Source organism: Pseudocolwellia antarctica, assembly GCF_049933045.1.
In the GTDB taxonomy this organism is placed as follows: domain Bacteria; phylum Pseudomonadota; class Gammaproteobacteria; order Enterobacterales; family Alteromonadaceae; genus Pseudocolwellia.
Genome location: NZ_CP187926.1, coordinates 248,793 through 274,275, shown reverse-complemented (window position 1 = coordinate 274,275; position 25,483 = coordinate 248,793). Strand labels below are relative to the sequence as shown.

The following is a 25,483-nucleotide window of genomic DNA, read 5'->3' as shown; positions in this document are numbered from 1 at the left end:
TACTTTTACAACACTCTTTGCATTAACAGCTAAGATTAAAGTGAAGGTTTATCATAAATTAACTTGTACCATCAGAGGCTACGATGAAAATATTAGTACCTATAAAGCGTGTAATTGATTACAACGTAAAAGTTCGTGTTAAAGCAGACAATACCGATGTAGATCTTGCTAACGTAAAAATGTCGATCAATCCATTTTGTGAAATAGCAGTAGAAGAAGCTGTACGTCTTAAAGAATCAGGCGTAGCAACTGAAATAGTAGTTGTATCTATTGGTAATAAATCTTGCCAAGAACAACTAAGAACAGCCCTAGCTTTGGGTGCTGACCGTGCTATTCAAATTGATACTGAAGAAAAGCTTGAATCAATTAACATTGCTAAATTACTTCAAAAAGTTGTTGAAGAAGAACAACCACAACTAGTGATTTTAGGTAAACAATCTATCGATAGCGATAATAATCAAACAGGTCAAATGCTTGCTGCATTAACAGGTATGCCTCAAGGTACTTTTGCTTCAAAAGTAAGTGTTGATGGCGATAAAGTCAATGTAACTCGTGAAGTTGATAGCGGTTTACAAACAGTATCACTTACCTTGCCAGCAATAGTAACTACTGACTTACGTTTGAACGAGCCACGTTATGCTAAATTGCCAGACATTATGAAAGCTAAACGTAAGCCTTTAGATGTTAAACCAGCTGCAGACTTTGGTATAGATTTGTCACCACGTAGTAACGTTATTAAAGTAACGGCTCCAGCACAACGCCAAGCAGGTATTATTGTTAGTAATGTTGATGAATTAGTTGAAAAATTGAAAAATGAAGCGAAGGTGATCTCATGAGTATTTTAGTATTTGCTGAACATGATAACAAAAGCTTAAAAGCTGATACGTTAAAAACAGTTGCAGCGGCTCAAGCAATTGGTGGTGATATACATATCCTTGTAGCAGGTTCGAACTGTAGTGATGTTGTAAATGAAGCAGCTAAAGTTAATGGTGTAAGTAAAGTTTTAGTGGCAGACAATGCGGCTTATGAGCATCAATTGGCTGAAAATATTAGTTTATTAGTAACAGAGCTTGCGGCTGATTATGACCATATTTTAGCAACGGCACTAACAACAGGTAAAAACTTTATGCCTCGCGTTGCTGCATTATTAGATGTTGCTCAAATATCTGACATTATTGGTGTTGAAAGTGCCGACACTTTTGTTCGCCCTATCTATGCAGGTAATGCAATTGCGACAGTACAAAGCTTAGATAGTAAAAAAGTTATCACGGTTAGATCAACAGGTTTTGATGCTATTGCAACTGACGGTAGTGCTGAAGTTGTAGCTTTAGATTCAGTACAAGATGCTGGTACTTCTGCCCATGTTAATGATGAAGTTTCTGAATCAGAACGTCCTGACTTAGGTGCTGCTGGTGTTGTAATATCCGGTGGTAGAGGTATGCAAAATGGTGAGAACTTTGCGTTATTAGATGGTATTGCCGATAAACTTGGTGCTGCTATTGGTGCTTCTCGTGCTGCAGTAGATGCTGGCTTTGTACCTAACGACATGCAAGTAGGTCAAACAGGTAAAATTGTTGCTCCTGATTTGTATATCGCCGTAGGTATTTCTGGTGCTATTCAACATTTAGCAGGTATGAAAGATTCAAAAGTGATTGTAGCGATCAATAAAGATCCTGATGCTCCTATATTCCAAGTCGCTGATTATGGTTTAGTTGCTGACTTATTTGATGCTTTACCTGAATTAGAAAGTAAACTATAAAACTTTCTTTACTCACAGTATAATAAAGCCACTTTTGAGTGGCTTTTTTTATAACTAAAATTCGATAATTAGGTATTTATGAACGACAATAACTCAACACTTGTTTATTCAACGGGTACAGGAAGAATAAAAGAACAAGATAAAAGCGAAGCAATTACTCCTTCTGATGGTTTCGCAAGAGTAAGACGCGAAACAAAAGGTCGTAAAGGAAAAGGCGTTATTACTATTTCTGGTCTAGGCTTAGATAGTGCAGGCTTAAAGGAATTAGCTAAAAAACTAAAGAAAACCTGTGGTAGTGGTGGAAGTGTTGTAGGTGAAGTCATTGAAGTACAAGGCGACAAAAGAGATACTATAAAACAAGTACTTGAGAAGAATGGCTTTAAAGTGAAGTTTGTTGGGGGATAAAACCAATAGACTGACTATATTCAAAGGAAAAAAATGATAACAATAAATCCTAGTGATATCTCTATCTTAGTTGTAGAGCCTTCGGATACCCAAAGAAAAATAATCACCCAAGAATTGAAAAAACAGGGTGTTACACAATTATCTGAAGCAAAAAGTGTAAATGAAGCATTACAAATTGTAGAACGTAATCCTTATGACTTAATTACCAGTGCTATGTATTTTGAAGATGGTACAGCTTTAGATTTACTCAAGAAAATTCGTTCAAACGATAAAATTTCAGATACCGCTTTCATGCTTGTAAGCAGTGAACATAAAAGAGAAAACCTAGAAGAGTTTAAACAATCAGGTGTTATTGCCCTACTTCCTAAACCTTTCACACACGATCATCTAGCTGCAGCAATTAACACAACTATTGATTTGTTATCGGTTGACGAATTAGAGCTAGAACATTTTGATGTTCATGAAATAAGAGTATTGCTCGTAGATGATAGCCGTTTAGCACGTAATCATATTAAACGAGTGTTAAATAATTTAGGTTTAATGAAAGTAACTGAAGCTATAGATGGGCAACAAGCTATCAATTTACTGCAAGACAATATGTTTGACCTTATAGTAACTGACTATAATATGCCTGAAGTAGATGGTAGAGAACTGACACGCTACGTTAGAGAGCAAAGCCAACAATCACACTTACCTATTCTTATGGTGACCAGTGAAAGTAACGATACTCATCTCGCTAATATAGAACAAGATGGCGTAAATGCCCTTTGTGATAAGCCTTTCGAGCCTCAAGTTGTTAAACAAATTCTATTCAAATTGCTTGAGCATTAACTTAGTAGAATGTCGCTAAATAAAGAAACTGAATTAGGTGTTCTATTCAGTTTCTTAAATTAACTTTCCATCGAAATAAAAATTTAAACCTCAATCTTGTGAACCCGAGATTCCTAGTTTTACAGCCTTACTAACAAACTTCATAAACATACTAACTAATCATAACCTAGCATTCACGAGAGTATAAAGAGCCATGGTATCAAATACCTACAAGTAGACTAACTTGTTACTTTATCAAGCGCTGCTTTTACATCAGATATTATTTTATCTAAATGCTTATGATCGTAAGGGATTGCAGGAAATTCTCCCCATACAGGCTTTGGCCATGCAATATCGTTTTTGAATCTAACAATATGATGAACATGTAACTGTGGACACATGTTTCCTAATGCCGCTACGTTGAGCTTAGTGCCTTTAAATAACTCTATGAGTATTTCACTGAGTAAACTCGATTCATTTAAAAACTGTACCTGTTGTTCCCAATCAAGCTGATACAAATCTAAAACATCGTTCACTTTAGGTACTAAAATAAACCACGGATATTGACTGTCGTTCATTAAAAGAACTTTACATAATGGAAGTTCAAAGACTTCAATACAATCCTTTACCAACATATCATGCAGTTGAAATTCATTACTCATAAGAATAGTCCTATCTTTTATTTTTACGTCCACGACCACGTGCTAATTTCTTAGCTTCACGCGCAGCCACTTTATCTGACTCTACTTTATCAAAATGGATAATTTCTTTTTCAACCATTTCAGGTGTTTCAAAAGTTATGGCACCGAGTGTTTTATCACGTATTTCATTAATTAAAATTGCAGATGCTTTATGAAGATCTACACGTCCACCGCTTTTAACACAACCTCTAACACGGCCAATATCTTCTAAGACTTCAATCTCGGTTGTTGGTAAAGTATCAAGCTTATAACGGTCTTTTAATCGTTCAGGGTATTCGAGAAGTAAATAGTCTGCGGCAAAACAAGCAATATCATCATGATCAAATGCCGTATCTTTTACTGCACTAGTAATCGCTAAACGGTAACCGCTATTTTCGTTTACAATTTTAGGCCACAACATACCTGGCGTATCATAAAGATATAAACCTTCTTCAAGTTTAATTCTTTGCTGACCTTTTGTTACAGCAGGTTCATTCCCTACTTTAGCCTTAGCTTTACCCACTAAGGTATTTAATAATGTAGATTTACCTACATTAGGGATACCCATAATAACAGCGTTAATTTGCTTACCCGTTTCATCTTTATTTGGCGCTAATTTACGGATCAAAGCAGGTAATGTTTTAGCAATACTTGGGTTATCCGTAGTTAACGCAATAGCTTTTACATTCTGTTGGTCTTCTAAATAATCTAACCACATTTGAGTTTTAACAGGATCAGCAAGATCTGATTTATTTAATATTTTGATTAATGGCTTATCACCTCTTATTTCAGTGATCATAGGATTTTCACTACTGAAAGGTAAACGTGCATCACATACCTCAATCACTACATCAATCTGAGGAAGGATGTCTTTTATTTCTCTTTGAGCTTTATGCATATGCCCAGGAAACCAATTAATAGCCATTTTTATTAAATTTTCGTGAAGTATAATTATTTATATTTTAACAAAATTCACGCAATACAGCATTACTTTTAGAGTTATCACATCACAAAATCAGTTGGCTATAAATCAAACTATAGACTTACGACATCCTTCGTACTATATTTATAGTACAAATATAAGAAGGGATCTATTATGAGTAAAAGAAATAATAAACATCAAATAGAAGAAAGCGAAGTAGATATGACTCCTATGCTAGATATTGTGTTCATAATGCTTATATTTTTTATCGTCACAACCTCATTTGTTAAAGAAGAAGGCATATTAGTCAATAGACCTGAAGCAAGTAAGTCCCCCCAAAATAATGACCCTATAATATTAGTTAAAATAAGTGAAACAGGACTCATCACATTTAACGGAAAACTTGTCGACATAGAAAGGTTACCTGCACGTATAGAAAGTTTTCTAGCCAAAAGCCAAACACAAAGTGCTGTGGTAATACCTAGTTATGAAACTTCCCATAACGATGTTGTTAAAGTACTTGATCAAATAAAAACCTTCGACCATTTAACAATATCTATAGGTAAATAATAACGTCCAAAGAAGTACTAATACCATAAGAGCATAGATGAGCGGGAGTAGTGTCCCACCGATGCGCTAGAATATATTTACTTATAAACGAAGAACAACAATCAGTGATAACTAACCACGTCATTGGCTGCACTTTATTTGAAATAGAAGCCTAGCAATGGCGTGTAGTTCCTATATGGATGTATCTAGTTAGGGTAATGAAGGAGAAATTACCTAGATGCACTAATACAGTCGGTGCTGGATTTACATGGATGTAAAGAATGAGAATAACGCAGGAGCAGTTATCGAGATGTGCAAGAGCGGCGACCTGTTAACGCGCACGAATATGCTTATGTATACATGAAGAACAATAATCACTTATGACCAACCAAGTCATTGGCTGCACTTTATTTTACCCACAAAAAAGGCTATCCGTTAGGATAGCCTTTTCTTTGAATTAGAAGCCTAGCAATGACGTGTAGTCCCTACATGGATGTAGCTAGTTAGGCTAATGCAGGAGTAATTACCGAGATGCACTAATGCCGTGAGCACAGGATTTACATGGATATAAAGGATGAGAATAACGCAGGAGCAGTTGTCGAGATGTGCAGGAGCGGCGACCTGTTAACGCACACGAATATGCTTATGTATACATGAAGAACAATAATCACTTATGACCAACCAAGTCATTAGGTCCACTTTATTTTACCCACAAAAAAAGGCTATCCGTTAGGATAGCCTTTTCTTTGAAATAGAAGCCTAGCAATGTCCTACTCTCACATGGGAACTCCCACACTACCATCGGCGCTAACACGTTTCACTTCTGAGTTCGGAATGGGATCAGGTGGGGCCATGTCGCTATTGTCGCTAGACAAAAATTGTACTTGTTAAATGCCATACTGACTTCATTGCTGCAATCTCTGCGATGCTCATTGAGTAAACTCAACTCCACTTCTCGCTCTATTGCTGCTTTGTCATTATGTTATTTACCTACGTAAATAATTAACAAGATTTAAAATCTTAGAAAGCTGACGTACAGGATGTACTAATATCGCAATGCCATGGATGGCAAGGAGCGATGGACGTCCTATACAATGTTCAATATAAATACATTTTAATCTCTTATTCGCACATTTTATATACGCGATGGTGTATTCCTACACCTACCTCTCGGTAATTTTGTCAAACTTCATACAATTCACTTCATAGCCAAAACTATTTAGGTGTTGTATGGTTAAGCCTCACGGGCAATTAGTATCAGTTAGCTCAAGACCTCGCAGTCCTTACACACCTGACCTATCAACGTTGTAGTCTCCAACGACCCTTTAGGGAGCTTAAAGCTCCAGTGAGAACTCATCTCAAAGCCTGTTTCCCGCTTAGATGCTTTCAGCGGTTATCAGTTCCGAACGTAGCTACCGGGCAATGCTATTGGCATAACAACCCGAACACCAGCGGTTCGTCCACTCCGGTCCTCTCGTACTAGGAGCAGCCCTCTTCAATTCTCAAACGCCCACGGCAGATAGGGACCGAACTGTCTCACGACGTTCTAAACCCAGCTCGCGTACCACTTTAAATGGCGAACAGCCATACCCTTGGGACCGACTTCAGCCCCAGGATGTGATGAGCCGACATCGAGGTGCCAAACACCGCCGTCGATATGAACTCTTGGGCGGTATCAGCCTGTTATCCCCGGAGTACCTTTTATCCGTTGAGCGATGGCCCTTCCATACAGAACCACCGGATCACTATGACCTACTTTCGTACCTGCTCGACGTGTCTGTCTCGCAGTTAAGCTGGCTTATGCCATTGCACTAACCGTATGATGTCCGACCATACTTAGCCAACCTTCGTGCTCCTCCGTTACTCTTTGGGAGGAGACCGCCCCAGTCAAACTACCCACCAGACAGTGTCCCCAAGCCCGATTAGGGCCCTAGGTTAGAACATCACGCATACAAGGGTGGTATTTCAAGGTTGGCTCCAATGTATCTGGCGACACATCTTCAAAGCCTCCCACCTATCCTACACATGTAGGAGCAATGTTCACTGTCAAGCTATAGTAAAGGTTCACGGGGTCTTTCCGTCTAGCCGCGGGTATACGGCATCTTAACCGCAATTTCAATTTCACTGAGTCTCGGGTGGAGACAGTGTGGCCATGATTACGCCATTCGTGCAGGTCGGAACTTACCCGACAAGGAATTTCGCTACCTTAGGACCGTTATAGTTACGGCCGCCGTTTACCGGGGCTTCGATCATCAGCTTCGTCCGAGGACTAACCGAATCAATTAACCTTCCGGCACCGGGCAGGCGTCACACCGTATACGTCATCTTTCGATTTTGCACAGTGCTGTGTTTTTAATAAACAGTTCCAGCCACCTGGTTACTTCGACTCTCCTGTGCTTACACCGCAAGGGTTTCACACGAGAGAGCGTACCTTCTCCCGAAGTTACGGTACTATTTTGCCTAGTTCCTTCACCCGAGTTCTCTCAAGCGCCTTAGTATTCTCTACCTAACCACCTGTGTCGGTTTGGGGTACGGTTCCTATATATCTGAAGCTTAGAAGCTTTTCCTGGAAGCATGGCATCAACAACTTCAACTCCGTAGAGTCTCGTCTCGTATCTCAGTGTTTAAATGAAGTCCCGGATTTACCTAAGACAACCACCTACTTACTTTCACACGGACTACCAACGCCGTGCTTGTTTAGCCTACTCCGTCCCTCCTTCGCAATATATAGAAGTACAGAAATATTAATCTGTTTCCCATCGACTACGCGTTTCCGCCTCGCCTTAGGGGCCGACTTACCCTGCCCTGATTAACATGGGACAGGAAACCTTGGTCTTTCGGCGGGGGAGTTTTTCACTCCCCTTATCGTTACTCATGTCAGCATTCGCACTTCTGATACCTCCAGCATGCTTTACAACACACCTTCAACGGCTTACAGAACGCTCCCCTACCACTTGAACCTAAGTTCAAATCCGCAGCTTCGGTGACTAGTTTAGCCCCGTTACATCTTCCGCGCAGACCGACTCGACTAGTGAGCTATTACGCTTTCTTTAAAGGATGGCTGCTTCTAAGCCAACCTCCTAGCTGTCTATGCCTTTCCACATCGTTTCCCACTTAACTAGTACTTTGGGACCTTAGCTGGCGGTCTGGGTTGTTTCCCTCTTCACAACGGACGTTAGCACCCGTAGTGTGTCTCCCGCATATCACTCATTGGTATTCGGAGTTTGCAAAGGGTTGGTAAGTCGGGATGACCCCCTAGCCTTAACAGTGCTCTACCCCCAATGGTGTTCGTGCGAGGCTCTACCTAAATAGATTTCGGGGAGAACCAGCTATCTCCCGGCTTGATTAGCCTTTCACTCCGACCCACAAGTCATCACCGCATTTTTCAACATACGTGTGTTCGGTCCTCCAGTTGATGTTACTCAACCTTCAACCTGCCCATGGGTAGATCGCCTGGTTTCGGGTCTATACCTTGCAACTAAACGCGCAGTTAACACTCGCTTTCGCTACGGCTCCCCTATTCGGTTAACCTTGCTACAAAATATAAGTCGCTGACCCATTATACAAAAGGTACGCAATCACTAGACTAAATCTAGCTCTCACTGCTTGTACGTATGCGGTTTCAGGTTCTATTTCACTCCCCTCACAGGGGTTCTTTTCGCCTTTCCCTCACGGTACTGGTTCACTATCGGTCAGTTAGGAGTATTTAGCCTTGGAGGATGGTCCCCCCATGTTCAGTCAACGTTTCACGTGTGCCGACCTACTCGATTTCATGGTAAGTTTATTTTCGTGTACGGGGCTATCACCCTGTATCGCTCTACTTTCCAGTAGATTCCACTAACTTACAAACCACTTAAGGGCTAATTCGCGTTCGCTCGCCGCTACTAACGAAATCTCGGTTGATTTCTTTTCCTCGGGGTACTTAGATGTTTCAGTTCTCCCGGTTCGCCTCGTTAAGCTATGTATTCACTTAACGATACCCGCCTTACGACGGGTGGGTTTCCCCATTCGGACATCTCAGACTATAACGGTTTTTATCACCTTATCTGAGCTTTTCGCAGATTAACACGTCCTTCATCGCCTCTAACTGCCAAGGCATCCACCACATACGCTTAGTCACTTAACCATACAACCCTAAATAGTCTCGAAAGATATTCAGTACAAGAAGGTGACAAAACCTTCCCAATTGTAAAGTCTGACATTTTCACGCACACAAAGTGTGTCTTGAATAAGAGTTGATAAAACCTTACGGTTTTATCGGGTTGATTACATTTCCGAGGAGGAAACATAATCACCATTATTACTTCCCGATAAAAGAAGTAACAACAGCTTGGTATTTATAACGTACAAACAACAGCGCGACACCGTTGAGTGCTATATAAATACCGGTATTTATATCAGCTTTCCAGATTGTTAAAGAATCAATTTCCAGTACGCATTCGACTGAAAAATTTGGTTTAAAAAACCAAATTTAAACCATCTCATTTTACACGTTGAGATACGTTAAATTTGGTCTCTTTCTTTAAAGAAGAAGTGGTGGAGCTAAGCAGGATCGAACTGCTGACCTCCTGCGTGCAAGGCAGGCGCTCTCCCAGCTGAGCTATAGCCCCTTATATTGCTATAAGAGCTGTGCACTTCTTCAATTTCGTTATCAGGCAATTTGTGTGAACACTCAGAAAGTACATTTGCATGTAAATTCCATTAAAACGTTTTACTTCAAGATAAGGAGGTGATCCAACCCCAGGTTCCCCTAGGGTTACCTTGTTACGACTTCACCCCAGTCATGAATCACAAAGTGGTGACCGTCCTCCCCGAAGGGTTAAACTAGCCACTTCTTTTGCAACCCACTCCCATGGTGTGACGGGCGGTGTGTACAAGGCCCGGGAACGTATTCACCGTAGCATTCTGATCTACGATTACTAGCGATTCCGACTTCATGGAGTCGAGTTGCAGACTCCAATCCGGACTACGACAAGCTTTGTGGGATTCGCTCCACCTCGCGGTATTGCTGCCCTCTGTACTTGCCATTGTAGCACGTGTGTAGCCCATCCCGTAAGGGCCATGATGACTTGACGTCGTCCCCACCTTCCTCCGGTTTATCACCGGCAGTCTCCTTAGAGTTCTCGCCATTACGCGCTAGCAAATAAGGATAGGGGTTGCGCTCGTTGCGGGACTTAACCCAACATTTCACAACACGAGCTGACGACAGCCATGCAGCACCTGTCACTACTTTCCCGAAGGCACGAAACTATCTCTAGTAACTTAGTAGGATGTCAAGGGATGGTAAGGTTCTTCGCGTTGCATCGAATTAAACCACATGCTCCACCGCTTGTGCGGGCCCCCGTCAATTCATTTGAGTTTTAACCTTGCGGCCGTACTCCCCAGGCGGTCAACTTAGCGCGTTAGCTACGCCACCCACAGATCAAGTCTACAGACGGCTAGTTGACATCGTTTACGGCGTGGACTACCAGGGTATCTAATCCTGTTTGCTCCCCACGCTTTCGTGCCTCAGTGTCAGTCTCTGTCCAGGTAGCCGCCTTCGCCACTGATGTTCCTTCCAATCTCTACGCATTTCACCGCTACACTGGAAATTCCACTACCCTCTACAAAACTCTAGTTTGCCAGTTCAAAATGCAGTTCCCAGGTTGAGCCCGGGGCTTTCACATCTTGCTTAACAAACCACCTACGCACGCTTTACGCCCAGTAATTCCGATTAACGCTTGCACCCCTCGTATTACCGCGGCTGCTGGCACGAAGTTAGCCGGTGCTTCTTCTGCGAGTAACGTCACAGATATAAGTTATTAGCTTATACCCTTTCCTCCTCGCTGAAAGTGCTTTACAACCCGAAGGCCTTCTTCACACACGCGGCATGGCTGCATCAGGCTTTCGCCCATTGTGCAATATTCCCCACTGCTGCCTCCCGTAGGAGTCTGGGCCGTGTCTCAGTCCCAGTGTGGCTGATCATCCTCTCAAACCAGCTAGAGATCGTCGCCTTGGTAAGCCTTTACCTTACCAACTAGCTAATCTCACTTGGGCTAATCAAATGGCGAAAGGTTCCGAAGAATCCCCTCCTTTGGTCCGTAGACGTTATGCGGTATTAGCAGTCGTTTCCAACTGTTGTCCCCCACCATAAGGCATATTCCCAAGCATTACTCACCCGTCCGCCGCTCGTCAGCAGAATAGCAAGCTATTCTCTGTTACCGCTCGACTTGCATGTGTTAAGCCTGCCGCCAGCGTTCAATCTGAGCCATGATCAAACTCTTCAATTATAAATCGTTTGTGTAACCTCATCGCAAGCGATGTGTTACTGCTCAATGAATTCTGTCGTGTTACCTACATAAGTAAGTAACTACATAAAACGTATGATTCAAATCCGAAGATTCAAATTATACTTTTTTGTGTGACATCATATTAAGCTGTTTTAACGTCTTCTTAATTTACGGTATAAATACCGTGAAGTTAAGCCGACTATGTAAAATCAATCTTAATGTGAGTGTTCACACAAATTGCATGATAACTAATTGTTAAAGAAATATTCTCATTGAGAATAAAGAGGTTAATCGCATTCGTTAAGCTCTTGTTGCTGCAGGCCTTGCCTGAAGCGAGATGCGCATTCTACGCAACTCAGTTTTGATGTCAACAACTTTTTGAATTCTTTTTGATTTAATTTCAAATCAAATTCTAAGTTATCTCATGTCTAATTAATCAGTTAAGCTTAACTAAACAGTTCAAAACTCTCACTTGGCTTTCCATATTAAGTGAACTAAGTATTTCCTATACTTACCTTCTCTTGGTTCCCCTTAAGAAGTGGAGCGCATTCTAACGATCTTTTGATTCCAAGCAAGCTTTATTTTCACTTATTTTGTTTTTTCTGTCTGTTTGTTTTTTTTATAATCAATCTGTTACTTTTTTCCACTCATACGTTATAAAAAGTCAACCATATGGTCAATTTTATCATTGCGCATTGTTTATTTATGACTATGATTAATTCCGAAGTAAACATGATGTATTCGAATATAACGATCTGAATACATTAACTTATAAAAAAACTAATCAATAAAGGGAATTAAATGCAATTTAAACGCAAAATTGTTGGCAGTCTTGTCACCTTAGCTTTGGCATCTACCTATAATATTCATGCAGCTGAAGTAAAAGCTGATAAATCATTATTTAAAGAAGCCAAGTCAAGCCATGTTAAAAAAAATTCGTCTTCACTCTATATAGTACAAATGAAACAAAAGCCGGGTATCTCTCAAGCAGAAGATATTGGCGAATTGTTACCCTCTAATCAAGTTGTCGGCATTGCAGGTAATAACTATAACGCTAATACACCTGCTCTAATCGCCTATACTAAAGCTATAGAAGAACATCAGCAGGAACTTGCTAATCAAATGGGTTCTATTACTATTATCCATTCGTTTAAACATACATTTAATGGTTTCTCCGCTAAGTTAACTCAAAAACAAGTCTCAATGCTTGAATCTAATCCTGATGTTGCAGGTGTGTGGAAAGAAGAAATACAAAAGGTTACTACTTCTAATACGCCTGAGTTTTTAGGCTTAACGGGTAGTACCGGACAACACACACTAAATATTAAAGGTGAAGGTGTTGTTATTGGTGTTTTGGATACAGGTATTGCACCTGAGCATCCAAGTTTTGCTGATGATGGTTCATATTCTGATCCTCAATCTATTGGTTGGAATGGTATTTGTGATGCTGGTGAAGAAGCTGAAGCTGATACTTTTCAATGTAATAATAAATTAATTGGCGCTCGGTATTTTAACGAGTCATTTAAATCAGTTTACGATATACAGACTTCTTTAGGGGAGTTTATATCTCCTCGTGATGCTGACGGTCATGGTTCTCATACTGCGAGTACATCTGGCGGAAATGCTAATGTAGAAGCTATATTAGAAGGACAAGAAATTGGCTTAGTTAGTGGTATAGCGCCTAGAGCTCGTGTTGCTATGTACAAAGTTTGTTGGAATAGTGATTATACAAACCCTACAGGTGGCGATGAAGCGGGTTGTTTCCCTAGTGATAGTATGGCAGCAATTGATCAAGCAGTAGTTGATGGCGTAGATGTTATTAACTTTTCAATTGGTGGAAGCCTAACAGATTTAACTCAACCTGCAGCAGCTGCGATGTTACGTGCTACTCAGGCGGGTGTGTTTGTTTCAGTATCTGCTGGTAATAGTGGCCCTGATGCAGAAACGGTTGGAACTCCAGCTCCTTGGGTTACATCAGTAGCAGCTTCAACCTACGATGGTATATCTAAAGTTATTGGTAAGGCATTAGTTGTTAATTCTGGTGAGTTTGCAGGTTCTTCAATTGTTTCTGTACCTGCAGGTTTTGCTCCTGCAGCGAATGAATTGTCGGGCAATATCGTTGTCTCTGACTCTATTGAAGCATGTGATGCTGATGATGGTTCGAACCCAATTGCTGGCCAAACAAGCTTGGCAGGAAACGTAGCTTTAATCGCTCGTGGATCATGTGATTTCACTCAGAAGTTTATCAATGCACAAGAAGCCGGTGCAATTGCCGCTGTTATATATACTTATGAAGCTACATCACCTTTCGCTATGGGAGGAACAGATGATGCAGTTGCTATTCCTGGTTCGATGATTTCATTCGATGACGGTCAGGCATTAATAGCAAGCTCTCAAATTGAAATAGCTAATGTAACCTTTTCAAATATGAATGCTGCTATAGATAATGTTGAAATAGGTAATGTTATGGCCGATTTTTCATCAAGAGGTCCTAACCAAGCTAGTTACGATATTATTAAACCAGATATTACAGCCCCTGGTGTAAAAATATTAGCTGCAACAACTAATACCCCAATGTTTGGAGAAAGTGGATCTACTTTTGCTTACTTGCAAGGTACATCAATGTCTAGCCCTCATATTGCAGGTTTAGCTGCTCTTTTCAAGGAATCAAACCCTGAATGGACACCAGCTCAAATAAAGTCTTCATTAATGACGACTGCGAGACAAAACTTAACCAAAGAAGATGGCGTAACACAAGCAGACCCATTTGATTTTGGTGCTGGTCATGCAGCTCCTGTTAGCGCTCTAGATCCTGGTTTGGTATATAGTGCAAACTATAATGACTATCTTGCATTTTTATGTGGCATAGGTAATGAAACTTATGTGGCTAACCTAGGAACAAGCTGTGATGTGTTGAGTGACTCTGGATTTAGTACTGAACCAAGCCAGTTAAACATTGCCTCTATTGGTATTGCTGAGCTATCTGGATCAGAGTCAATTACTCGTACTGTTACTAACGTTACTGAATCGGATAGTGTTTACAACGCAACGATTGTTGCGCCAGAAGGTGTAGATGTAACAATAACAACGTTTGATGAGAACGGTAACGCAACTCAAGATGGTTTATTAAATGTTACAGCAGGAGGCAGTGCTAGTTATGTTTTAAACTTTACTAGTAATGACGCTGCTGCATTTAATGAATGGGCATTCGGCTCTATAACCTTAACTGATAACAATGGACATAACGTACGTAGTCCAATTGCAATAAAGGTAGTTCCGGAAGTTTCTATTGAAGTTCCTGAGACCATTTCAGGCGAATTGAATAGAGGACGTTTAACCTTCCCTGTGAAAATGCTGTATTCAGGTGCAACGTCTACTGACTTTGCTGGTTTTGTAGCACCGTTCGGTTCAACTGAAACTGTTTCACAAGATCCAGATAGTGAATTCTCTTTTAATGAAGCTGGTCTTGCTACTCATTTATTCCATATACCTGAAGGAACTCAAGTTGCTCGTTTCTCATTGGTTGACGGTTTAGTTGGCGATGGTGCTGGTAATGTAGATTTAGATCTTTATGTTTATCGTTGTGATGAATGGAGTTGTACACAAGTAGGACAATCTTTAAATGCAGCTTCTAATGAAGATGTAATATTAGTGAATCCTGAGCCAAGAGCAAATGTTGATATAGGTGATGTATACCTTATTTGGGTACACGGATATAACCTAGCTGGTGCTGAATCTCTTGAATATACAATGCCTGTTTGGATTGCTGATTCTAAAGAAAGTACATCAAGAGTTATCTCTAGTAGCCGTGCTATACAAGGTCGCTTTAATAATGTAACGATTATGACAAGAGGCCTTACTGAAGGTACTTTTATGGGTGGCATTACATTCTACGATGACGCAGGTGTTTCTCAAGGAACAACCGTTGTAGAAATTAACAATTAATTTAAGCATTCATTTAATTAACAGCCCTTTAAACCTTTAAACCTTTAAAGGGCTTTTTAACTCAATAAATTCTTACAGTAAGTAAGATAAAATAACAGGTCTATTATGTTAAACACATATTTAAAAAACGCACTATTAGCTATATCTCTATCTTTATTCACAATTGGCTCAGCTAATGCAAACTTAATTACACAAGACATATTGTTTGATGATTTATCAAGCACAGACGTATTATTTGAAACTATTGGTTCAATCACAGTCGATACTCAAGATGGCGATGGCGATGGCTACATTAATACTTGGGTTAACTTTGAATTATTCGGATTTGATATGATCACTGAAACTGATGCTGCTGGTAACTTTTCATTATTTGGATTATTTGAAGCATTTGTCGATTTAACTAATGTAAGTGCAGGTATTGAATTTTTGACATTTGACGTAACCGAAGACAGCTCATCGTTCTTTAATTTTCAAGGTTTAGCTGATACAGCTTTTACTGGTGGCAACTTTATTGATGTATTTGACTCTAGCGGTAATGTTTTTATTTTTGGTGAGTTAGCATTAGGTCAAGCTAGCGTAGTTCCTGAACCATCAATGTTTCTATTATTTTTTACAGGCTTATTCTTTTTAGTTGCTAAGCGCCGTAAAAATTAATAAATAACTTATTTCGTTTATAAAAACAAAAAGTCACTAATTATAGTGACTTTTTTATTTCTCAGCTTTATTAATAAATAAGTGTATTAATATCACATACGTCTTTTATTCTTTTAACTGACTCTAGTAAAAGTTGAAAATCTGATTGCTCTGTAATGAAGCTCTACACATTGGTTTATAAAGGATTATAATCTGCACCTTTACTCATATTTGAGTTATATTTAGACCAGTCCTCATTAATGCTTTTACTACAATTAAGATAAAGTTTACTTCCATGAATATTTGACTTATCAGATGAAATTATAATCATCTTTCTTCATCAAACATATCATAAGTACAACGACCGACATTTCAAAATAAAACTTAACCAGTTCAAACAATGATTAAATATTAGCTATGCAAACAATGATATATTGTTTAGAAATGCCCTAACGTTAATATACTTTCTACCACTTTAGCAACAACATCAAGCATGACTTCACCTGCTGTAGTTCCTGTCGATTTGATCGAATCCAAAGTCCACCTTTGTAATACATCACCCGCACTAGATTTCATTTTATCAGGATCAAGTAAACATCCCCGGGGCAAGCCCTTCTGCTACGCAGAACTCACTTCGTGAGCGGGGTATTTTATTTAGAATATCGCTAACTGATGATCACTGTGTAACTGTTCGTAGTTATTACCTTGGCTTTTCACATATTTTCTGATCATTGTTTCATCTCCATGCTTACCAACCGTACTGGCAAAATACCCATCAGACCAAAATTCACCACCCCATAATTGCTTTTTAACATGTGGGCATTTTTTGAAGACTTCTCTTGCTGTTAAACTTTTGATTATCGTTACAAGTTTAGTGATGCTATACATTGGTACAGACTGAACTAGAAAGTGTATGTGGTTTTCATCTGAACCTATTTCTAAAAACTTTATCTCGTAACGTTTCTCTATTTCTCTACAAGTCAAAGTAATAACTCGATCAACACCAGCATCGACAACCGCCCTTCTATACTTCGCAGGGAGGACAAGATGGTAAATCAACACTGTCACATTGTGACTTTTATGAATAAATTCGCTCATGCATCTATTTTACGCCGCAAGCGGCGGGGAATAAAACCCTAAGAGATTTAAATTCTCATTAGCGATAGCCCTCAATTGAGCTAATTTGTTTCGCGCTTCCAATGACACATCATCACGCGTCATTAATTTAGTAATATCTTTAATCACGAAAACGGACGGGTTTTCTACAATCATTGCAGTTCCGTGAGCAACAATTGGTAGCCACTCTACTCCCCTTCTTTCAGCCACACTTTGAAAAAGCAACTCTGCAGATTTTCCATCCCCATTTTTGACTGCATTAAGCCCTAAAATAGTAGATAGAATAACTTTATTTTTATTATATTTATGATCTATTAAATTATCGTCTTCAAGCAACTTAGCCTTTAAAGAATAATCATCACCGAGCTGCATCAAGCCTTTATTATGTAAAGCCATAGATAGAACAGAATAGCTAACATACTTACTTTCTGGTTCATCTGCTGAATCAATAGCTAAATTTTCTTCAGCTAGTGCCCATCTAGAGTTACCCACAAGAGCAAAGCTAATAGAAGCTAAAGCATGTACATATGCAGGATTGATTTCAGGATCATCGTCAGATTTAACTTTGTTATATAAGGATAAACTGGGATTTATGGTGTTTTTTGACAATGTTTTAAGACTTTTATGAGCAAACGAGTCTGCTATTTCTTTGTATTTATCTTGCTCTGTTTTAGGTGTACTACTACAACCTAATAAAAGCATACTCAATATAAAAGCGATAGAAATTGAATGACCTAATTTAGGCATATTAATCCTTTAATTCTTGTACAAAAAAACCAGCCGAAGCTGGTTTTATAATACCGAAAATAATCAGTTATTATTTTTTCTTTTTAACTGCTTTAGCATTTGGTAAGTCAGTGATTGAACCTTCAAAAATTTCTGCAGCTAAACCAATTGATTCATTTAACGTTGGGTGAGCATGAATAGTTAAACCAATATCTTCAGCATCAGCGCCCATTTCAACCGCTAAACAAACTTCACCAAGCATTTCGCCAGCATTGATACCAACAATAGCACCACCAAGAACACGACCAGTTTCTTTCTCAAAGATCATCTTAGTTTTACCTTCAGTACGTGCAGAAGCAATAGCACGTCCAGAAGCAGCCCAAGGGAAGTTAGCAACTTCAATGTTTAAGCCTTGTTCTTTAGCTTCACGTTCTGTAACGCCAACCCAAGCCATTTCTGGATCAGTATAAGCGATTGAAGGAATACAACGAGGTTCGAATGTATGTTTCTTACCTGAGATAACTTCAGCAGCACAATGAGCTTCATGAACAGCTTTATGAGCAAGCATAGGTTGACCAACTACGTCGCCAATAGCGAAGATGTGATTTACGTTTGTACGTAATTCGTTAGTCACGTTAATGAAACCACGTTCATCAACATTAACGCCTGCTTTATCTGCGTCTACTAAGTTACCATTTGGCTTACGCCCAACAGCAACTAAAATTTTGTCGTAACGAACCTGACCTTCAGGAGCGTTCTTACCTTCAAATGTTACGTATAAACCATCGTCTTTCGCATCAACTGCAACAACTTTAGTAGACAACATAATGTTGAATTTTTCTTTGTTATAGTTAGTGTAAACTTTAACAATGTCTTTATCAGCAGCAGGTACAAGTTGGTCAGCAAATTCAACTACTGAAACGTTAGAACCTAACGCTTTATATACTGTACCCATTTCTAAACCGATAATACCACCACCAAGAACTAACATTTCTTCTGGTACGTCTTGAAGTTCTAGAGCGCCAGTTGAATCGATAACACGTGGATCTTCTGTTGGTATAAATGGTAAATCAACTACTGAAGAACCTGCAGCAATAATTGCATTATCAAAGGTAATAGTTGTTGTGCCGTCTTTACCTTCAACAGCGATTGTTTTATCGCTAGTGAATTTACCGTAACCGTAAACAGTTGTAACTTTACGTGCTTTAGCCATTCCGCCTAAACCACCAGTTAATTGACCGATTACACTTTCTTTCCAGCCACGGATCTTATCTAAATCAATTTCAGGCTTACCGAATGTAACACCGTGAGATGCCATTGCAGCAGCATCATCAATTACTTTAGCTACGTGTAATAATGCTTTTGATGGAATACAACCAACATTTAAACAAACACCGCCAAGTGTTTCACGACTTTCAACTAATACTACATCTAAACCTAAATCTGCAGCGCGGAATGCTGCTGAATAACCACCAGGGCCTGCGCCTAAAACTACTACTTGAGTTTTAATTTCGTTGCTCATGCTAACCTCAAATTTTGTATGAATATTTATTGCGTTGTTTAAATAAGTTTAATAAACACAACAAAGAATTTATTTTTATAATTCTGACAGGAAGTCTACTTAAACTCTGCCAAAATCTCTATCTTTTCTGAAAGATAATGTCGGTAAAGATAAAAACTTTCAGTATATGATACTGAACCATTAACTTACCGACTTATTCATTAAGATACTTGCTACCTATAAAATATTTATTTTATAAAACAAGCTTTCTAATGTCTGACATCACACCAGCTAAATGCACAGTAAAACGTGCTGCAAGTGCGCCATCAATTACACGATGATCGTAAGACATTGATAGTGGCAACATTAAGCGAGCATCAAAGTCTTTACCATTCCACTTAGGTTTCATTTCAGATTTAGATACACCTAAAATAGCAACCTCAGGTGCGTTAACGATTGGTGTAAATGCTGTACCACCAATGCCGCCTAAACTAGAAATAGTAAAACAACCGCCCTGCATATCTGCAGCTTTAAGTTTACCATCACGTGCTTTAATGCTGATTTCTAAAAGCTCACGAGATAATTCGTAAATACCTTTTTTGTCTACATCACGTACAACAGGAACAACAAGTCCGTTTGGTGTATCTACTGCAACACCAATATGGATATATTTCTTAAGGATCAAGCTTTCGCCATCTTCACTTAAGCTAGAGTTGAATGTTGGATATGCACGTAAAGCGTCTGCTGCTGCCTTTAAAACAAATACTAGTGGTGTAATTTTAAAACCAAGTTTTTGCTTTTCACATACAACATTTTGTTCCTTACGAAATGCTTCAACGTTTGTAATATCAGCTTCATCAAATTGAGTAACGTGTGGAATTGTTACCCAGTTGCGATGTAAAAATGGACCAGATATTTTTTGTATACGTGTTAAAGCTTTTGTTTCAATCTCACCAAATTTAGAGAAATCGATAGCTTTAGCACTTACAACTTGTAATCCGCCTTCACCTTTTGAAACTGAACTACCCGCATTAGCTTTCGGACGTGACAATTCATATTTAACATATGATTGAACATCTTCTTTCAAAATACGACCTTTACGACCAGTACCTTTAACTAAGGTTAAATCAACACCAAACTCACGTGCAACTCTACGGATAGAAGGAGAAGTGTAAATAACGCCTACCGCTTTATGAGTACCCGCTTGAGGGTGATGTGGAACTGGAGCAGCTTTAGCTTTAGTTGCTGGTGCTGTAACAGGTGCAGAAATAACTGCAGGTGTTTCAACAGGTACTGGAGCAATAGGAGCACCACTACTTGTTTCAAGCTTAATAACTAAAGTACCTTGCTTAACTTTACCACCAGTTGACACTAAAACTTCTTTAACTGTACCAGCATGAGTTGATGGTACGTCCATAGTAGCTTTATCTGTTTCTAGCGTAATTAAGCCGTCTTCTTCATTAATTTCGTCACCAACAGCAACAAGTACGTCAATAATATCAACTTCGCCGTCTTCACCAATATCAGGAACAAGAATATCAATAATTGCACTTTCAGTGGCAACAGGAGCAGCAGCTTGAGCTACTGGAGCCTGTGCAACAGGAGTTGCTTCTGCAGCCGGTGCTGTTTCAGTAACAACAGCTCCGCCAGCAGTTTCTAATTTAATAACAAGCGTACCTTCTTTAACTTTATCGCCATTTGAGATAAAAACCTCTTTGACGGTTCCAGCATGAGTAGACGGTACATCCATTGTTGCTTTATCTGTTTCTAATGTAATTAAGCCATCTTCAGCTTCAATTACATCGCCAACAGCAACAAGTACGTCAATAACGTCAACTTCGCCATCTTCACCTATATCAGGTACGGCAATGTCAATTATCTCACTTGCGCCACTCTCTACAGCGTTATTAACAGGAGCTGTAGGAGCCGACGGTGCAACAGCAGCAGGCGTTTCTGCTACAGGTGCCGCTGGTGCTTCAGCTACAGGAGCTTCAGCCGAAGCCTCTGCACCTGACGCTTTTAATTCACCGATTACGTCGCCTTCTTTAATTTTGTCGCCAACAGATACTGAAAGACTCGATAGTATTCCAGCAAAAGGTGCTGGAATATCCATTGAAGCTTTATCAGTTTCAACAGTCACAATACCTTCATCAGCTTCTAGTGTATCGCCAACAGCAACACAAATTTCAATAATCTCAACTTCTTCGCCGCCAACATCAGGGACTAGAATTTTTTGAATATCAGACATTTATTTGATTCCTTCTCTAGTCACTATTACGCGTAAAGTGGGTTAAGTTTATCTGTGTCAATGTTAAAGCGTTTAATCGCTTCAGTTACAACACTTCTTTCTACTTCGCCACGGCTTGCTAATTCGAATAATGAAGCAACAACAATGTAGCTAGCATTAACTTCGAAATGCGTACGTAAGTTAGCACGGCTATCACTACGACCGAAACCATCAGTACCTAAACAACGGTAGTCAGTGTCAATAAATGCACGAACTTGATCTGAGTATGATTTAACATAATCAGTTGCAGCAATTGCTGGACCCGCTTCTTTAGTGATTACACTAGCGATATGAGCAGACTTTTGTGCCGCTTCAGGGTTAAGCATATTCCAACGTGTAACTTCTTGACCTTCACGAGCTAACTCGTTGAATGAAGTTACTGAGTAAACGTCACTTGAAACGTTGTAATCTTTCGAAAGAATTTGAGCCGCTTTACGTACTTCATTTAAGATAGTACCTGAACCCATTAATTGAACATTTGCTTTAGCTTTTTTAGCTTCAACACGTTCAAGCTTATAAATACCTTTAATGATATCTTTAGCAACTTGATCACCCTCAGCGCCTTCAGGCATTGCTGGATGCTTATAGTTTTCATTCATTAATGTCATGTAGTAGAAAACATTCTCGTTCTCACCGTACATGCGACGTAAACCGTCTTGAACAATAACAGCAACTTCGTAACCGTACGTTGGATCGTAAGTTACACAGTTCGGGATCAAGTTAGCTTGAACATGTGAATGTCCATCTTGATGTTGTAAACCTTCACCGTTAAGGGTTGTACGACCAGCAGTAGCACCTAATAAGAAACCACGTGCTTGGCTATCGCCAGCTGCCCATGCTAAATCACCAACACGTTGGAAACCAAACATTGAGTAGTAGATGTAAAACGGGATAGTTGTCGCGTTACAAGTAGAGTAAGACGTACCAGAAGCAACCCAAGATGCCATTGCACCTAATTCGTTGATACCTTCTTGTAATACTTGACCTTTCTTGTCTTCACGGTAGTAAGCAACTTGGTCAGCATCTTGAGGAACGTATTTTTGTCCTTCACTTGCGTAAATACCTACTTGACGGAATAAGCCTTCCATACCAAATGTACGAGCTTCATCAGGTATAATTGGCACAACGCGCTTACCAATTTTCTTATCTTTTAAAACTGCATTTAATACACGAACAAACGTCATGGTTGATGAAACTTCACGTTCACCAGAACCTTTCAAAATAGCATCGAATATTTTCAATGCAGGCATTTCTAATTGTTCTTCAGCTTGTTCACGACGTGCAGGTAATGAACCACCTAAGGCTTCACGACGAGCTTTCATGTATAAGTATTCAGGGCTATCTTCTGGGAATTTGTAGAAAGGTAAATCTTCAATTTGATCATCAGCGATAGGCATATTGAAACGATCACGATACTTCTTGATAGATTCAACGTCCATTTTCTTCACGTTATGTGCAACGTTTTGCGCTTCGCCTGATGCACCTAAACCAAAACCTTTAACTGTTTTAGCAAGGATAACGGTAGGACGACCTTTAGTTTCCATTGCCTTTTTGTAAGCAGCGTAAACTTTAACCGGATCATGTCCACCACGGTTTAAGCGGTAAATGTCTTCATCAGACATATTAGCCACTAATGCAGCTGTTTCAGGATATTTATTGAAGAAGTTTTCGCGCGTGTATTTACCACCTTTCGCTTTACAGTTTTGGTATTCACCATCAACCGTTTCTTCCATAAGTTGTAAAAGTTTACCTGACGTATCACGGGCGATTAATGCATCCCAGTATGAACCCCAAATAACTTTAACAACTTCCCAACCTGCGCCACGGAATGTACCTTCAAGTTCTTGAATGATTTTTCCGTTACCACGTACTGGTCCATCTAAACGCTGTAAGTTACAGTTAACAACAAAACATAAGTTGTCTAAACCTTCACGTGAAGCTAAACCAATAGCACCTAATGATTCAGGCTCATCAGTTTCACCGTCACCTAAGTAACAATATACGCGTTGACCTGAACAATCTTTAATTCCACGGTCTGTAAGATATTTTAAGAAACGAGCAGTATAGATAGCTTGTAATGGACCTAAGCCCATAGAAACTGTAGGAAACTGCCAGAAATCTTTCATCAAATGAGGATGCGGGTATGACGATAAACCTTCGCCATCACACTCTTGACGGAAGTTATTCATTTGCTTCTCAGTTAAACGACCTTCTAAAAATGCGCGACCGTAAATACCTGGAGAAATATGACCTTGTGCGAAAATGAAATCGCCGCCGTCTTTCTCTGAAGCTGCTTTGAAAAAGTGGTTAAAACCTACATCGTAAAGTGTCGCTGAAGAAGCGAAACTACCAATGTGACCACCTAAGTCTAAATCTTTCTTTGAAGCACGTAATACAAGTACTAAAGCATTCCAACGAATTGCAGCACGAATGCGCGATTCAAGAGTTTGGTCTGCAGGCATATGTGGTTCTTGCCCAGGAGGAATAGTGTTTACGTATGCTGTTTTAGCATCAAACGGTAAATGTGTACCGCTACGACGTGCACTATCGATTAATTTTTCCAATAGATAATGAGCGCGCTCAGGCCCTTCATTTTCTAATACAGACTCCATTGATTCTAACCATTCTTGCGTTTCTAAAGAATCAATATCAATTTTCGGGAGCTCAGACATAATTACTTAGTCTCCAAATGTTATTAAAGCCACTTTATAATGTGGCTTTGGGATTAAAGTTAAATAGTTAAATTTACTTAAAAATTACTTAAACAATTAAAGGAAGTTAACCTTTAATAATAATGTATAGACTATAAGCCTATGTTTTACGTTGCATCCGTCTCATTGAACGCTCTACACGACTATTTTCCTGTGTAAGCTTCAACAAAACTTCTTCAATAAAGGCTAAATGACTATGGCTAGCACCCCAAGCTCTCTGAGGTTTACCGCTAACTATAGCTTCTAATAAATTCTTTCGGTAATCAGTATTTTGAGAGAAAATATCAGGCCGTTTAGCCATCATTGTTAAATTCTTTTCTATATTATCTACTAACAAAGCTTTCATACTGCGCGATAAATGTAAAATAATCGCATTATGCGAAGCTGCACATATTGCCAAATAAAAATCATAAACCGCGTTAGCTTCTAACTTATAGTCGTTCTCTAGCTGTGCGTTACCAATGTTATCGTGTTTATTTTGAATCTCATTAAAATCAGCTGCTGTACCACGCATTGCAGCATAGTATGAAGCCATACCTTCTATGCCATGCCTAAATTCTAATAAATCAAATTGCGACTCATTACTTTGCGCCATTAACTCAAAAAGTGGATCTGACAACCCACTTAGTATACTTTGGCTAACAAAGGTTCCGCCACCTTGCTTACGTACTACTAGTTTTTTTGCTTCTAGCTTTTGTATCGCTTCTCTTAATGATGGACGCGATACTTCAAATTGTTTAGCAAGTTCACGCTCAGGTAATAATTTTTCACCTGCCTGTAAGCTACCTTCAAGTATCATTGTTTCCAACTGCTCTTGAATTACATCAGACAACTTAGGTTGCTTTACTGTTTTTATTAAACCGCTATACGACATTTTGCTTACTACCTCTACGACCTAACAGACTTTAAAAAACCTTGGTAAATTGGTCTTACCATTGATATTTTGGTGTAAAAATAACAAAACTTAGTGGTTTTGTATACGTAACATAGTTTAATTTACAACATTTTCCAAGGAAAACTTTAGAGTCAAAGCTTAAAACAAGTGTTTAAATTCATCGTTAACGACCGTTAAAAACAAAATAAAAACCTTTAATTATAATCATTTGAAACACATTTACTAAAAGAACATTAGATAATCTATTAAAAAAATCATCTAATGTTTATTGGCTA

General features: G+C 39.2%; 16 protein-coding genes, 1 tRNA gene and 3 rRNA genes. 7 read left to right on the top strand and 13 right to left on the bottom strand.

Features of this window, described 5'->3' with window-relative positions; genetic code table 11:
* Nucleotides 1-83: 83 nt before the first annotated feature.
* From ACPUVN_RS01215 to ACPUVN_RS01200, 4 genes are all read left to right on the top strand, one after another.
* Nucleotides 84-836, top strand: a complete 753-nt coding sequence (locus tag ACPUVN_RS01215) for an electron transfer flavoprotein subunit beta/FixA family protein (RefSeq protein WP_426358396.1) — start codon at nucleotides 84-86, stop codon at nucleotides 834-836.
* The gene (locus ACPUVN_RS01210) at nucleotides 833-1,759 is read left to right on the top strand and encodes an electron transfer flavoprotein subunit alpha/FixB family protein (protein ID WP_426358397.1); all 927 of its coding nucleotides are present in this window, start codon (nucleotides 833-835) and stop codon (nucleotides 1,757-1,759) included. The genes ACPUVN_RS01215 and ACPUVN_RS01210 overlap by 4 nt, the downstream gene beginning before the upstream one ends.
* Nucleotides 1,760-1,837: 78 nt before the next feature.
* Nucleotides 1,838-2,164, top strand: coding sequence for a stress response translation initiation inhibitor YciH (locus ACPUVN_RS01205; RefSeq protein ID WP_426358398.1), 327 nt, complete (start codon nucleotides 1,838-1,840; stop codon nucleotides 2,162-2,164).
* Between the two features lie 33 nt (nucleotides 2,165-2,197).
* Nucleotides 2,198-2,995, top strand: coding sequence for a response regulator (locus ACPUVN_RS01200; RefSeq protein ID WP_426358399.1), 798 nt, complete (start codon nucleotides 2,198-2,200; stop codon nucleotides 2,993-2,995).
* A gap of 218 nt (nucleotides 2,996-3,213) precedes the next feature.
* On the opposite strand, the gene ACPUVN_RS01195 is transcribed toward ACPUVN_RS01200, so the two are convergent.
* Both ACPUVN_RS01195 and ylqF read right to left on the bottom strand, forming a co-directional pair.
* On the bottom strand, nucleotides 3,214-3,636 hold the full coding sequence (locus ACPUVN_RS01195) for an HIT domain-containing protein (RefSeq protein ID WP_426358400.1): 423 nt from the start codon (nucleotides 3,634-3,636) through the stop codon (nucleotides 3,214-3,216).
* A gap of 10 nt (nucleotides 3,637-3,646) precedes the next feature.
* Nucleotides 3,647-4,579: a ribosome biogenesis GTPase YlqF gene (gene ylqF, locus ACPUVN_RS01190; RefSeq protein ID WP_426369803.1), complete on the bottom strand. Its 933-nt coding sequence runs from the start codon at nucleotides 4,577-4,579 to the stop codon at nucleotides 3,647-3,649.
* Between the two features lie 171 nt (nucleotides 4,580-4,750).
* Here ylqF and ACPUVN_RS01185 point away from each other — a divergent pair, with 171 nt between their 5' ends.
* The gene (locus tag ACPUVN_RS01185; protein WP_426358402.1) at nucleotides 4,751-5,146 is read left to right on the top strand and encodes an ExbD/TolR family protein; all 396 of its coding nucleotides are present in this window, start codon (nucleotides 4,751-4,753) and stop codon (nucleotides 5,144-5,146) included.
* Nucleotides 5,147-5,882: 736 nt separating this feature from the next.
* On the opposite strand, the gene rrf is transcribed toward ACPUVN_RS01185, so the two are convergent.
* From rrf to ACPUVN_RS01165, 4 genes are all read right to left on the bottom strand, one after another.
* A 5S ribosomal RNA gene (gene rrf, locus ACPUVN_RS01180) occupies nucleotides 5,883-5,997 on the bottom strand.
* A 358-nt stretch (nucleotides 5,998-6,355) separates the two neighbouring features.
* Nucleotides 6,356-9,251 (bottom strand): 23S ribosomal RNA (locus ACPUVN_RS01175).
* A 408-nt stretch (nucleotides 9,252-9,659) separates the two neighbouring features.
* Nucleotides 9,660-9,735 (bottom strand) — tRNA-Ala (locus tag ACPUVN_RS01170).
* 112 nt (nucleotides 9,736-9,847) lie between these two features.
* Nucleotides 9,848-11,394: ribosomal RNA gene (locus ACPUVN_RS01165) — 16S ribosomal RNA — on the bottom strand.
* Together the 16S, 23S and 5S rRNA genes with 1 tRNA gene alongside form the textbook arrangement of a ribosomal RNA operon.
* 801 nt (nucleotides 11,395-12,195) lie before the next feature.
* Between ACPUVN_RS01165 and ACPUVN_RS01160 the strand changes: the two genes are divergently transcribed.
* Both ACPUVN_RS01160 and ACPUVN_RS01155 read left to right on the top strand, forming a co-directional pair.
* A complete protein-coding gene (locus ACPUVN_RS01160; protein ID WP_426369802.1) occupies nucleotides 12,196-15,339 on the top strand; it encodes a S8 family serine peptidase in 3,144 nt (1,047 codons plus the stop codon).
* A 105-nt stretch (nucleotides 15,340-15,444) separates the two neighbouring features.
* Nucleotides 15,445-15,993, top strand: coding sequence for a PEP-CTERM sorting domain-containing protein (locus ACPUVN_RS01155; protein WP_426358404.1), 549 nt, complete (start codon nucleotides 15,445-15,447; stop codon nucleotides 15,991-15,993).
* Nucleotides 15,994-16,410: 417 nt separating this feature from the next.
* On the opposite strand, the gene ACPUVN_RS01150 is transcribed toward ACPUVN_RS01155, so the two are convergent.
* The 7 genes from ACPUVN_RS01150 to pdhR form a co-directional block, all read right to left on the bottom strand.
* Nucleotides 16,411-16,581 carry a hypothetical protein gene (locus ACPUVN_RS01150; RefSeq protein ID WP_426369801.1) on the bottom strand — a complete coding sequence of 57 codons (171 nt, stop codon included), beginning with the start codon at nucleotides 16,579-16,581 and terminating at the stop codon, nucleotides 16,411-16,413.
* Between the two features lie 45 nt (nucleotides 16,582-16,626).
* Nucleotides 16,627-17,070 carry an IS200/IS605 family transposase gene (gene tnpA / locus ACPUVN_RS01145; protein WP_426358294.1) on the bottom strand — a complete coding sequence of 148 codons (444 nt, stop codon included), beginning with the start codon at nucleotides 17,068-17,070 and terminating at the stop codon, nucleotides 16,627-16,629.
* A 9-nt stretch (nucleotides 17,071-17,079) separates the two neighbouring features.
* Entirely contained in the window at nucleotides 17,080-17,835 is a 756-nt protein-coding gene (locus ACPUVN_RS01140) for a hypothetical protein (protein WP_426369800.1), read from the bottom strand.
* Nucleotides 17,836-17,905: 70 nt separating this feature from the next.
* Nucleotides 17,906-19,336, bottom strand: coding sequence for a dihydrolipoyl dehydrogenase (gene lpdA / locus ACPUVN_RS01135; RefSeq protein WP_426358407.1), 1,431 nt, complete (start codon nucleotides 19,334-19,336; stop codon nucleotides 17,906-17,908).
* Nucleotides 19,337-19,568: 232 nt separating this feature from the next.
* Nucleotides 19,569-21,563 carry a pyruvate dehydrogenase complex dihydrolipoyllysine-residue acetyltransferase gene (gene aceF / locus ACPUVN_RS01130; protein ID WP_426369799.1) on the bottom strand — a complete coding sequence of 665 codons (1,995 nt, stop codon included), beginning with the start codon at nucleotides 21,561-21,563 and terminating at the stop codon, nucleotides 19,569-19,571.
* A gap of 26 nt (nucleotides 21,564-21,589) precedes the next feature.
* On the bottom strand, nucleotides 21,590-24,274 hold the full coding sequence (gene aceE, locus ACPUVN_RS01125) for a pyruvate dehydrogenase (acetyl-transferring), homodimeric type (RefSeq protein ID WP_426369798.1): 2,685 nt from the start codon (nucleotides 24,272-24,274) through the stop codon (nucleotides 21,590-21,592).
* A gap of 139 nt (nucleotides 24,275-24,413) precedes the next feature.
* Complete coding sequence (pdhR, locus tag ACPUVN_RS01120) at nucleotides 24,414-25,187, bottom strand: pyruvate dehydrogenase complex transcriptional repressor PdhR (protein ID WP_426369797.1); 774 nt, start codon at nucleotides 25,185-25,187, stop codon at nucleotides 24,414-24,416.
* Nucleotides 25,188-25,483: the final 296 nt, after the last annotated feature.